The sequence below is a fragment of the Caballeronia sp. SEWSISQ10-4 2 genome (assembly GCF_030464885.1).
Taxonomy (GTDB): Bacteria; Pseudomonadota; Gammaproteobacteria; order Burkholderiales; family Burkholderiaceae; genus Caballeronia.
Map to the genome: position 1 here is coordinate 1 of NZ_JALPRJ010000049.1, position 11,629 is coordinate 11,629.

Genomic DNA, 11,629 nt, shown 5'->3' on the forward strand with positions numbered 1-11,629 from the left:
TCAGGTGCCAAAAACTGGGGCCTGCACGCTAGGGACACTAACTTGCTGATTGTTGGAAAGCGTTTTCTTTGCTTTTGTTTCTTTTTCGCCGTTGTGTTGGAAAAAATGAAGTGCCGCCACGCACAGTGGCTAATAGTGATAAAGAGAAAATCCGACTCACGCAGACCGCGAAGGCCGAAAGCAGCAACCCGGCATCAACCCCGACCGAGTGCGAACGAAACCACCGTAAGATAAAGTCAGCGGCCCTTTTAATCAATTTCGCAACAAATTCTAAGTCATGAAACCAATGTTTTGCGGGCAAACAACTACCTCCCGACGACGCTGCATCGCGGCCGGCGTGATCAGGTCAAGCAGATAGGTATCGTCCGAACGCACTGATCGCGCGAGCTCCGGGTAACCGAAGAACTCAAGGTAAAGCGGCGTTTGCTGGATGAGCATGTCGAAACCGGGTTCCGCTACCAAGCCCCGCGCGCGGGCCGCACGCAACAGCGGCGTGGGCTGGTTCTTCATCAGGATGTCGCACACGACCGCATGCTCGCGAATCGCGCCGACATCGACAGGAATCGGATCGCTCTCCTTCAAACCGAGCGGCGATGCATTGACGATCACGTCGTAACCCTGCGGGTCGTTGGTTGGCACATCGCTCGCGGCGATGCCGAAATCGCGCCTCAGCACGCGAGCGAGATGCTGCGCCTTGGAGAAGTCCGGGTCGAAGAGCGCGAGCTCGGCAACACCCGCCCCCGCCAGCGCAGTCGCCACCGCCGACGCAGCGCCGCCTGCGCCCAGCATGAGGATCCTCTTGCCCGCGTAAGCCAGTCCTGCGCGATCCAGCGAGCGGATAAAACCCGCGCCGTCGAACAAATCTCCTTCGAGCTCGCCGCCCGCATTACGCCTGACGGCATTGATCGCATTCGCGGCCAGCGCAGCCGCTGAACAGCGGTCCACGGTTGCCGCAGCAGCCGCTTTGTGCGGGATGGACAGCGACACGCCACCTACGGTCGGCGAGGCGAGAAGACTACGCAGCGTTGCCGTGAGATGTGCCGCCGTGACTCGCAAAGGCACCATCACGGCATCGACTTCATGCCGCGAAAACACCTCGTTGAAGACCTCCGGCGCACGCACCTGATCCACTGGATCAGCGATGCAATAAAACACCCGGGTCGTACCGGTGATTCTCATGATGTCTCCATTCGCTCACTAAGCCAGTGGAATAAAGGATAAGGATTGGCCCGGTTGATACGAAGGAATGTTTCCGGCAAGTGAGCGATAATCGCTCACACATCATCATTGATCGCACGAAATGAGGGTTATTGCTTATGACCAAACGACCGCCTTTGGACAAGCGCGACTGGATCGCGGGGCTTGAGAAAGGGCTCGCGGTGCTTGAGGCCTTCGACAGCGAACATGCCCGGATGACACCGACGCAAGCCGCTGCCCGCACGGGCATGACGCGGACGGCGGCGCGTCGGCATCTGCTGACGCTTGAGAGTCTTGGTTATGTCGAGAGCGATGGCAAGTTGTTCGGACTGACACCGCGCGTGCTGCGGGTGGGCTGGTCGTATTTCGATTCCGCGCGGTTGCCGAAACTGGTTCAGCCGTATTTGCAGCAACTGAGCGCGACGCTCAACGAGTCGGTTTATATCAGCGTGCTTGATGAATGGGAGCTGGTTTTTATCGCGCGCAATGGGACTTCGCGAGTCATGACGACGGGGTTCGTGCTGGGCGCCCGGGTGCCAGCGCCGCTTACGTCGCCCGGGGTCGTCTTGCTCGCGTACAAGCCCGACGAAGAAGCGGTTCATGAGTGGTTGAACACGACTGTATTGACACCGTTCACCCCTCATACGTTGACGAACAAAGTACGTCTGCAAGAGAAGATCCGACAAGCCCGGGCCGATGGTTTCGCGGTCATCGAACAGCAGTTGCAAGTGGGCGTGCGGGGTATTGCGGTGCCGATGAAGGACCGGCATGGCGAGGTCGTCGCGGCGCTCAGCACGAACATGCCGATGGGCAAGGAAACGACGGAAGCGGCTATTAATCGGGTCGTGCATCACTTGCAGGAAACTGCATTGGCCATGCTGAATGTGCTTTAGGACTGGCGTTTTCGGCATGCGCCGCGGTAGCCTCCCAAGGGTTCCTCCAGCGGCCAGGCGACGTTAATCCCGGATGGTTTTCACGCGCGTCGATGCCAGCACCATCGAAAGCCTGACACACGCGACAAAGCGCCAAACTACGTATCGTCTGCGCGTCTTTTCATAACCTCTGCAGGTTTCGTGACACCGCTCTTGCCTTTAGACGCATTCTTGGTTTGTACGTTGCCTCGCCTGTCATTCACGCCACCATGAACCTCCGACACTTGCACGCGTTTGTCGTCCTCGCGGAAGAACTCAACTTCAGCCGCGCAGCGGAGCGGCTGCATGTTGCGCAGCCCGCCTTGAGCCAGCAGATCCGCGCATTGGAGGAACGGCTTGGCACGCAACTCGTGGACCGTGGGAGCCGCCCTCTGCGACTCACCGAGGCCGGCAGCTATCTTTGCATCGAGGCCCGCCAGATTCTCGCCTCTTTCGATCAGGCCGCGCTTGGCACCCGCGAGATCGGTCTTGGCATGCGTGGCTGGCTCGGTATCGGTTTCACCCGCTCAGCGATGTATAGCGTGCTGCCCCCCGCGCTCAAGTCGTTTCATCGGGCTTACCCCAAGGTCGAACTGAAGCTCTTCGAAATGCTCACCGAAGAGCAAGCCGATGCGCTGCACGAGACGCGCATTCACATCGGCATCGGGCGGCAGGTTCCGGCCATAGTAGGCTGTACCACGCTGCCGCTGCTGCGCGAACGCGTGATGGCCGTTCTCCCGCCTGACCACCCGCTCGCAGGCGAGAAGAAGATACGCATCACGCAGCTTGCCGACACGCCCCTCGTGCTTTACCCGAAGCATCCGAATGCGCAATTCTCGCGCTTCGTCGAATCGTTGTATCGCAATGCAGGCATTACGCCGCACATCGCGCACCAGGCTTATGAGATCCAGACGGCCATCGCGTTGGTTGCTGCGGGATTGGGCGTGACGTTCGTTGGCGAATCAGTGGCGCGGCACGGGCGCTCGGACGTGGTGTACCGCCGCCTGAGCGGACCGTTGGCGTCGCAGACCACGACGCTTGCGGCAAGCTTTCGCAGCGACGACAGTTCGCCCCATCTGCAAGCCTTCCTTACGTGTTTGTCACCCATCGCGAAAGACTTGCCGCCAGATACCCTGGAACTATAAGAAAATTATTATAAAAAGATAAAAAGACGGTCTTGGACGTACGACATGCCGGTTCGTAACATGACTCATCCAGAACGAGTCGCGTGCAGGTGCAAGTCATGCCAGATGGGTTCTGGCTTTTTTACCGCGTTCATCCTCCGCGCTGACATTCAACGGTAAGTCCCGGCCATCCGGCACCGGGATTAGGGTTTTCTACTACTGCCGACTTTCGGTTCGCTGCCGGGGCATCGCTTATCCGGCCCTTGGTTCGCCATATTCCCGTCGCTCTCTGGATGCAACTGGCAGCAACCCTTAGCGATGCTTACAAATTCCTGAATAACGCAGCATGCCCGCCCGCATATCCCATTGAAAACCGGCCATGCCGATGGCAGCCTGCGAGCGGGCGATGAGCGGGCATTCGATTCATCCTGCAAAGCAAGACAAGCCGGAACGACGTCCGACCTACGGACGCTTTACAAGAGGAGACATTGATGATCGATCCAATCGAAACCGCGACCATGCGCCGAGTCTACGGCCGCCTCATGCCGTTGCTCTTCGCCATGATGTTCTTCAACTATCTTGATCGAATAAACATCGGGTTTGCCGCGCTCGACATGAACAAGCAGCTTGGCTTCAGCCCAGCCGTGTTCGGCTTCGCCGGAAGCATTTTCTTCTTCGGCTACATGTTGCTCGAAGTGCCCAGCAACCTGCTCCTTCATCGCGTTGGCGCGCGGCGCTGGATCGCGCGCATCCTGCTGACCTGGGGAGCCGTTGCCGCCGCGACAGCCTTCGTGTTCAACGAGTCGAGCTTCTATGTGTTGCGCTTCCTGCTGGGTGTCATGGAGGCGGGTTTTCTTCCAGGCGTGGCGGTGTATCTGACGAAGTGGTTCCCGGTGCGCTACCGGGCGCGGGCGGTGGGTGGCTACATCATTGCCGGATCGTTCTCCGCGGTACTCGGCGGTCCCATTTCGACCGCGCTCATGACCTACGCGAATGGACCGCTCGGCCTGCAGGGTTGGCAGTGGATGTTCATCCTGGAGGGCGTCCCGGCGATGCTCCTGGGCGTGCTCACGCTGCGCCTGATGACAGAGCGTCCCGCCGACGCCGCGTGGCTGACCGATGCACAAAAGGCATGGCTCGAGACTACCCTGACGAAGGAACGCGAGGCCCTTGGCGCCGACAAGCATTTTTCGATGTTGCGCGTGGCCAGCGACATCCGCGTATGGAGCCTCGCGTGTTTGTTCGGCTGCGCGCTCGTGGGCATCTACGGCCTGTTCTTGTGGTTGCCGCAGATCGTCAAGAGCCTGGGCAACCTGAGCAACCTCGAAGTGGGTTTCCTGTCCGCCGCCCCGCCGCTCCTGGGTGTTCTCGGCACGCTGCTGATCAGCCGCAGTTCCGACCGGACCGGCGACCGGAAGAAACATCTCGCATTCGTGTACGGGATGAGCGCACTCGCTATCGCGGGCAGCGCTTATGCGCCGAACCCGGTGATCGCGTATGCGCTCCTGTGCGTGACCGGGCTTTTCATCTACGCGGGCAATCCGCTTTTCTGGAGCCTCGCTTCCTCGTTCAGAACCGGCGCTGCCGGTGCCGCGACGATCGCTCTCATCAACACCGTCGCCCAGTTCGGTGGCCTGGTCGGTCCCTGGAGCATCGGGCTCGTCCGCAATGCCACGGGCAACTTCAAGCTCGCGCTCCTGACTATCGCCGCCTTCCTGGTGGTGGCAACCATCATTGCGCTGGTCATGCGCGTCACCCCCTCGGAAGAGGAGATCGACGCGCTGCCGGCCGGTGACTCCCACGCCGGAAACTTTCACTGAGCCCTGATCTGGAACCCTGCAATGATTATCGATTGCCACGGTCACTACACGACCTCCCCGCGCGAGCATGAAGCCTGGCGCGCCGCCCAGATAGCGGCGCTGAAAGACGGCACATCCCCTCCGCCGCGTCCCGTCATCACGGACGAGCAGATCCGCGACAGCGTCGAATCGGGGCAGTTGCGCATTCAACGCGAGCGCGGCACCGATCTCACGATCTTCTCGCCACGCGCCGCCGGCATGGGCCATCACCTGGCCACCGCCAACGCAAACGCGCATTGGTCACAGGAGAGCAATGACCTGATCCATCGCGTATGCCAGATGTTTCCGCGCAACTTCGCGGGTGTCTGCCAGTTGCCGCAAGCGCCCGGCGTGGCGCCCGCCAACTGCATTCCCGAGTTGCGCCGTTGTGTCGAAGAGCTCGGTTTCATCGGCTGCAATCTCAATCCGGACCCATCGGGTGGCTACTGGACCGGACCGCCGCTGACCGATCGCTCCTGGTACCCCTTGTATGAAACGATGGTGGAACTCGACGTACCGGCCATGATTCACGTGTCCTCGTCGTGCAACCCCAATTTCCACGCGACCGGCGCGCATTACATCAATGGCGATACCTCGGCGTTCATGCAATTGCTGACCGCGGACTTGTTCGCCGACTTCCCGGACTTGCGTTTCATCATTCCCCACGGCGGCGGTGCCGTTCCTTATCACTGGGGGCGGTATCGCGGGCTCGCTCAGGACATGAAGCGACCCCTGCTGAAAGATCACCTGCTCAAGAACGTGTTCTTCGATACCTGCGTATACCACCAGCCCGGCGCCGACTTGCTGGCGAAAGTGATCCCTGTGGAGAACATCCTGTTTGCATCGGAGACCATCGGCGCGGTCCAGGGAATCGATCCCGAAAGCGGTCACTACTACGACGATACCCGCCGCTATATCGACGCCATTTCCTGGCTCACGCCGGCCGATCGCCAGCGCATCTACGAAGACAATGCGCGCGCCGTGTACGGGCGTTTGTCGAACCAGCTTAATCGTCAGTTTTCCTGAAGGAGATCATTGTCATGAATCAACCTGGATGGCGCCGTCATGCGTCCGCTCGCCAAGCAAGCCCCGAGATTCTGGAAACACTGCGTGGCCTCGCCGTCTCGCTGCTCAGCGACAACATGGCGCGTGTCAGCGGCACGGTGGGGCTCCTGCCTTATCACAAGCCCAAGCCCATGGCCGGGACGGCGGTGACCGTGCGTACCCGTCCCGGTGACAACCTCGCCATTCATCGCGCATTCGATTTTTGCCGGCCCGGCGACGTGCTGGTGATCGACGGCGGTGGTGATGTCACGCAAGCGCTGATGGGTGAAATCATGGCGACCTTTGCCGAAAGCCTTGGCGTGCAGGGCCTGGTAATCGACGGTGCCATTCGCGACGTGGGCGCGATTCGCGCACACGATTTCCCGGTCTATGCGCGCGCTGCGACACATCGCGGTCCTTACAAGAACGGTCCGGGCGAGGTCAATGTGCCGGTCACGGTCGGCGGCATGGTGGTGCATCCCGGCGACATCGTCGTAGGCGACGAAGACGGTGTCCTGGCGATAGCGCCCGAGGATGTGGCGGGGGTAATAGAAGGCGCGAAGCTGCAGGCGAACAAGGAAGCGGCGGCGTTGCGGTCCATTGCAGAAGGTCGCTTCGATCGTGAATGGATCGGTCCGCAGGAAAAGAAAATGATGGACGGCTAACCGATCTTGCCCTTTTCCCCGCCGCACGCTCAATGCGCTTCCGGCGGCAAGGTCTGGAGAAAATCGGCGAGATAACTTTTCCACACCTCGGGATGCTCGATCGTCTGGTTGCCGTAAGAACTCTCGCTCTCCGGCATCTCGACAAAGCGCCCCCGCGGCACTCGCGGAACCAGGCGTTGCATGATGCCTAGATCGATCGGGTTCAGCAAGTCGTCGGAGAAATTGAGGGCGAAAAGCGGTGCCTTGATCTGTCCGAGCGCGGCTTCAGGGTTGTAGTCCCACGACGATTCGAACCAGTACATCACGTCGTTCGCATCGTATTGGCGACCACTGTAGACGGCCACGTCATAGGACCATCGGGCCGTGCCGGGCGTAGGCGACAACGCTTGCATGCGTGCCGGGTTCCTCGTGATCAGCGTAAAGACCGGCATGGTGCGCAACCATTGAATGGGCTCACGTGTATAGTTGCCGTCGTTCCACTCAGGGTCGCGCCGGATAGCGTCGATGATCATTTGCCGCCAGAAGCCGTTGCGCCCGCTGAGCGCAACCGGCTGGCTTGCGATCGGCATAAGGCCGTCCATCATGTCCGGATACCGCTCGCCCCACACCCACGTCTGCATGCCGCCCATCGACGTCCCGAGCACAAGGCGCAGATGGTCGATGCCCAATCCTTGCGTGACTAGCAGGTACTGCGCTTGAACGATATCGTTGTAGCCGTACTGGGGAAACTTCGCGCGCAGTCCGTCGCTGGGTTTGCTCGATCCCCCGCGTCCGAGCCCGTCCGGAATGATGATGAAATATCGGCTGGCATCGAGCGGCTGACCGGGGCCAAACAGCTCGCGGCGCATGGCGGCCGTGAGGAATGCACGGCCGGTGTCGGTGGCGGCGTGCAGCAGCAAGACGACGTTGGTGAAGTGTCCTTTACCGTCACAATGGGGAATACCGAGCGTGAGGTAATGGAGCGTAACCTGGGGCAGCGAGGAACCGTCTTCGAAGTGGAAGCCGGTTGCAACGAAGTCGCCGGATTGTTCGTATAACGGCGGCTGTTGTGCGCCGGCGGAAGGAACGAACCACGCCAATACGAACGCAAGCAGGAGGGAGCGCATTGTCTCCTCGCAAGTTGAGGTCTGATCTTTTAGTTTAGGCCGTTCCTCAGCGGCTATTTCATATTTCGGTACGAACGCGCCCTCAAGCGCGCCCTACCCCGCTGCGCAACCGCCGCAACGTCTCCGATGGCAATTCGCCAAACTGCTCCCGATAATCGTTGGAGAAATGACCGAAGTGCCAGAAACCCCAGCGGGTTGCCGCGTCGGTGACCGAGCCGGCGTGAAGCAGGTCCTTGCGAACGCGATCGAGCCGCACCGCACGCAGATACGACGCCGGATTCGTGCCAAGGATTTCGTCGAATGCGTACTGGACCGTGCGCCGGCTGACACCCAGCCGCAAACACAGTTCAGCGACCGACAGCGGACAATCCGCCGACGCCTCCACCAGTTCGCGAACAGTGCCCACCAGCTTCCAGTTGCGTGACGGTCCGGACCGTGTATCCGCTTCGCCGACATCGAGCAGCAACTCGGATAGCCCCATGATCACAGACCGCTCAAAACTTGCGCACACGCCTGCGTCGGCGAGCATCGAGGGTGTGGACGTGACCGTGTCCAGCACCCTCGCCAGCGTATTCCTGAACGCCTGCAACCGGCCGGGATCTGCATTGAGCACACCGGGTTCGTTACCGAGTGCCTGCTGGACCCGGTCCATTGCAAGGCGAAGCAGAGGGTCGGTCAGCTCGAGCGGCGCGATCTCGAGATTCACGACCACGTGTTTATCGGGCGACAGAAACTCGAATCCGCCTGGCCCGGAGAAGACATGCAGGCCGTCGAGATGACTCACCTGCCCGCATAACAGCGCGTGCCCTTCGAGTTGAAACGGAATGCCGACGGCGATCCTCGACGGGTCGACGCAACCGCGCTGATACACCATCCGGTTCATGCGTTCGACGAGTATGCGCACCGCGCCCGCACGCACGGAACTGACCGATCCGTCGAAAACGCCCCGCGAGATCTGGCAGTAGGTCTGGTTCCAGCTTTCGAGCAGCCGGGCCTGCTCGTCAATGCTCCGGCAGCAATGAATATCGACGGCCGGACGCACCGGAAGGACCGCTTGCATAAAAACTCCTTGGCGGACGGTAGCGTCAAAAAAGTGTAAACGACCAAAATTCCCCGACGGTCATTCTGACCATTCCAGCCGCTGTCCGAGCGCCACGGTAAGCGCTGCGCGTGTGGACGCCCATCGCTGAAAACCCTGCCCGGCCGGCTCCTTGGTCTTGGCACGACGCGATTTGCGGTTTTTTCGGGCGCTATTCCAGTCCATTGCCAATTTCGGATAGTGCGCAAATTGTGTCGGGCCTAGCCTAAAAAAAGGATAAATAACGAGAGGTCAGGAATGGGCAAGTCCGAGTCTGTTGGCGGAAAACTCGCGGGCAAGATCGCGATCGTGTCGGGCGGGGCCACCGGGTGCGGTGGCGCGGCCTCGCTGCTGTTCGCCAAGGAAGGCGCGCAGGTAGCAGTCGTCGATATCAACGCCGACGCCGGAATGCAAGTCGTCGCGCAGATCCGCGAGAACGGCGGCGTGGCTGAGTTCTTCAAGACGGATGTCGCGAAGACCGACCAGGTGAACGCCGCGGTGACGCGGATCGCCGAGCGCTTCGGCACGATCGACGTGCTGTTCAATCATGCGGGCAGCATCGTCGTCAAACCGTTCCTCCATACCACCGACGACGACTACCAGTGGCTCATGGACGTCAACGTCAAGAGCATGTTCACGATGACACGCGCCGTGCTCCCGCACATGCTCGCCGGCGGTGGCGGATCAATTGTCTGCACGGCGTCGATCTCGTCGACGGCGGCCACCCCGCTCGAAGTGCTTTATTGCACGACCAAGGGCGCGTGCGCGATGTTTGCGCGGGCCATTGCCGTTGAGTATCGCGAGCGTGGTATCCGCTGCAATGCGGTGTGCCCGGGTTTCATCGATACCCCGCACGGACAGCGTGAAATCGCCGCGCTCGCGCAATACGGTTTCGATGCAAGCGAAGCGGCGCTCTCGCTTCAGCAGGGCCGTCTTTGCGCGCCCGAGGAAGTCGCCAAGGCGGCACTCTTTCTGGCCAGCGACGACGCGAGTTTCATCAACGGCGCGCATCTCTACGTCGATAACTGCTTTACGGCCGCGTGAGTTAGCCACCCCGGATCGCGACTTCTTTCATCCAACGTCTACCCAGCAGCTTCAGCCACAAGGATCGACCATCATGGACATCAATACGGTAGTTCCACCGCCAGAAAGCGCGGATAGCGACGTCTCATTGCTGCACAAAATGGGGTATGCGCAGGAGCTCTCCCGCCGCATGGGGGCGTTCTCGAATTTCGCCGTATCGTTCTCGCTCATCTGCATCCTGTCCGGCGGAATCACGTCGTTCCAGCTCGGGCTGAGCGCGGCCGGCGGCGCATCAATCGGACTGGGCTGGCCGCTCGGCTCCGTCTTCGCGCTGGTGGTCGCAGCCGCGATGGCGCAAATTGCCTCGTCTTATCCGACGGCCGGCGGGCTCTATCACTGGAGCTCGATCCTGGGTGGCAAAACCTGGGGCTGGCTCACCGCGTGGTTCAATCTATTGGGCCTCGTGTTCGTGGTCGCAGCCATCAACTTCGGCACATGGGACCCGTTCTTTCGCACCCTGATCGCACCGATGTTGGGCGTCAAGCCCGAGTCGCTCGGCTGGTGGCATCAGACCGTATTTCTTACTTTGATCACGGCGTCGCAGGCTTTCCTGAATCACCGTGGTATCCGGATCGCAAGCAAGATCACCGATGTCTCCGGCTATCTCATCTTCGTCGTGACCGTGATCCTGGTGGCGTCGCTGGTGATCTATTCGCCGGTCAAGGTGGACTTCTCGCGGCTCGTGACCTTCACGAATTTCACTGGCGTCGATGGCGGCCAATGGCCCGCGCAAACCATGGCGATGGCATTCCTCTCCGGCCTGTTGCTGACCGCTTATACGATCACCGGTTTCGATGCGTCCGCACACACGTCCGAGGAAACTCACGATGCAGCGCGCAACGTGCCGCGCGGGATCGTCAAGTCGGTGCTCTGGTCGACCTTGTTTGGTTATGTGCTGGTCTGCTCGTTCGTGCTTGTGATGCCGGACATTGGTGCAGCGATCAAGCAGGGTACGGGATTCTTCGAAGCGATCCTTGCGCCGATTCCGGGACCATTGCGGATCGTGATCGAGTTGCTGCTGTTTTTTATCAACTACGTTTGTGGCCTTGCCGCAATAACCTCGACATCGCGGATGATGTTCGCGTTTGCGCGCGATGGCGGTCTGCCGGGATCGAAGTTCCTGCGCAAGGTCAATGCGCACCGGACGCCGGGGATTGCGATCTGGGTATCGGCGGTGCTGGCCATTGTCATTACCTTATACGGCGATGCATTCTCGGTATTGAGCGCGGGCAGCGCGGTGTTCCTGTTCATCTCGTATGCCATGCCTGTGGCTGCAGGGATCTTTGCCGAAGGCAAGACGTGGACTGAAAAAGGGCCGTTTCAGTTGGGAATGTGGTCGAAGCCGTTTGCGGTTGCGGCGGTGATCGGCGCGTTGATTCTTGCTTATGTCGGCATACAACCGCCGAATCAGAAAGTGATCTATGTGATTCTCGGCTTGCTCGCGGTGCTGATGCTGATCTGGTACGGCGCAGGCGTACGCAAGAGTTTTGCCGGGCCGCCGATAGGCAATCTGTCGAAGGAACGGCGCGAGAAGATTGTTGGGCTTGAAGCGCAGTTGGAGGAGAACGTGGAGTAAGTGTTCG

Annotated in this window: 10 protein-coding genes; 7 read left to right on the forward strand and 3 right to left on the reverse strand. The window is 60.4% G+C overall.

The features are described from left to right. Positions 1 to 270 precede the first annotated feature (270 nt). Positions 271 to 1,179, reverse strand: a complete 909-nt coding sequence (locus M0D69_RS28275) for a shikimate dehydrogenase (protein WP_301785163.1) — start codon at positions 1,177 to 1,179, stop codon at positions 271 to 273. Between the two features lie 137 nt (positions 1,180 to 1,316). Here M0D69_RS28275 and M0D69_RS28280 point away from each other — a divergent pair, with 137 nt between their 5' ends. The 5 genes from M0D69_RS28280 (at position 1,317) to M0D69_RS28300 (ending at position 6,779) form a co-directional block, all read left to right on the forward strand. Continuing rightward, positions 1,317 to 2,090, forward strand: coding sequence for an IclR family transcriptional regulator C-terminal domain-containing protein (locus tag M0D69_RS28280; protein ID WP_122179237.1), 774 nt, complete (start codon positions 1,317 to 1,319; stop codon positions 2,088 to 2,090). 248 nt (positions 2,091 to 2,338) lie between these two features. Then, positions 2,339 to 3,253, forward strand: a complete 915-nt coding sequence (locus M0D69_RS28285) for a LysR family transcriptional regulator (protein ID WP_301785164.1) — start codon at positions 2,339 to 2,341, stop codon at positions 3,251 to 3,253. 470 nt (positions 3,254 to 3,723) lie between these two features. Beyond that, positions 3,724 to 5,052, forward strand: coding sequence for an MFS transporter (locus M0D69_RS28290; RefSeq protein WP_301785165.1), 1,329 nt, complete (start codon positions 3,724 to 3,726; stop codon positions 5,050 to 5,052). Positions 5,053 to 5,073: 21 nt separating this feature from the next. Next, positions 5,074 to 6,096, forward strand: a complete 1,023-nt coding sequence (locus M0D69_RS28295; RefSeq protein WP_301785166.1) for an amidohydrolase family protein — start codon at positions 5,074 to 5,076, stop codon at positions 6,094 to 6,096. 14 nt (positions 6,097 to 6,110) lie between these two features. Beyond that, on the forward strand, positions 6,111 to 6,779 hold the full coding sequence (locus M0D69_RS28300; RefSeq protein WP_301785167.1) for an RraA family protein: 669 nt from the start codon (positions 6,111 to 6,113) through the stop codon (positions 6,777 to 6,779). A gap of 29 nt (positions 6,780 to 6,808) precedes the next feature. Here M0D69_RS28300 and M0D69_RS28305 read toward each other — a convergent pair whose 3' ends face one another. Further along, entirely contained in the window at positions 6,809 to 7,885 is a 1,077-nt protein-coding gene (locus tag M0D69_RS28305; protein WP_301785168.1) for an alpha/beta fold hydrolase, read from the reverse strand. An 82-nt stretch (positions 7,886 to 7,967) separates the two neighbouring features. Next, the gene (locus M0D69_RS28310; RefSeq protein ID WP_301785169.1) at positions 7,968 to 8,945 is read right to left on the reverse strand and encodes a helix-turn-helix domain-containing protein; all 978 of its coding nucleotides are present in this window, start codon (positions 8,943 to 8,945) and stop codon (positions 7,968 to 7,970) included. Between the two features lie 276 nt (positions 8,946 to 9,221). On the opposite strand from M0D69_RS28310, the gene M0D69_RS28315 reads away from it, so the two are divergent. Both M0D69_RS28315 and M0D69_RS28320 read left to right on the forward strand, forming a co-directional pair. Next, positions 9,222 to 10,007 (forward strand): SDR family NAD(P)-dependent oxidoreductase, encoded by a 786-nt coding sequence (locus tag M0D69_RS28315; protein WP_301785170.1) that lies wholly within the window; start codon positions 9,222 to 9,224, stop codon positions 10,005 to 10,007. A gap of 73 nt (positions 10,008 to 10,080) precedes the next feature. Beyond that, complete coding sequence (locus tag M0D69_RS28320) at positions 10,081 to 11,622, forward strand: amino acid permease (RefSeq protein WP_301785171.1); 1,542 nt, start codon at positions 10,081 to 10,083, stop codon at positions 11,620 to 11,622. Positions 11,623 to 11,629: the final 7 nt, after the last annotated feature.

Coding starts and splice junctions, on each gene's coding strand:
- M0D69_RS28275 (WP_301785163.1), bottom strand. CDS start 1,179: ATGAGAATCACCGGTACGACCCGGGTGTTTTATTGCATCGCTGATCCA.
- M0D69_RS28280 (WP_122179237.1), top strand. CDS start 1,317: ATGACCAAACGACCGCCTTTGGACAAGCGCGACTGGATCGCGGGGCTT.
- M0D69_RS28285 (WP_301785164.1), top strand. CDS start 2,339: ATGAACCTCCGACACTTGCACGCGTTTGTCGTCCTCGCGGAAGAACTC.
- M0D69_RS28290 (WP_301785165.1), top strand. CDS start 3,724: ATGATCGATCCAATCGAAACCGCGACCATGCGCCGAGTCTACGGCCGC.
- M0D69_RS28295 (WP_301785166.1), top strand. CDS start 5,074: ATGATTATCGATTGCCACGGTCACTACACGACCTCCCCGCGCGAGCAT.
- M0D69_RS28300 (WP_301785167.1), top strand. CDS start 6,111: ATGAATCAACCTGGATGGCGCCGTCATGCGTCCGCTCGCCAAGCAAGC.
- M0D69_RS28305 (WP_301785168.1), bottom strand. CDS start 7,885: ATGCGCTCCCTCCTGCTTGCGTTCGTATTGGCGTGGTTCGTTCCTTCC.
- M0D69_RS28310 (WP_301785169.1), bottom strand. CDS start 8,945: ATGCAAGCGGTCCTTCCGGTGCGTCCGGCCGTCGATATTCATTGCTGC.
- M0D69_RS28315 (WP_301785170.1), top strand. CDS start 9,222: ATGGGCAAGTCCGAGTCTGTTGGCGGAAAACTCGCGGGCAAGATCGCG.
- M0D69_RS28320 (WP_301785171.1), top strand. CDS start 10,081: ATGGACATCAATACGGTAGTTCCACCGCCAGAAAGCGCGGATAGCGAC.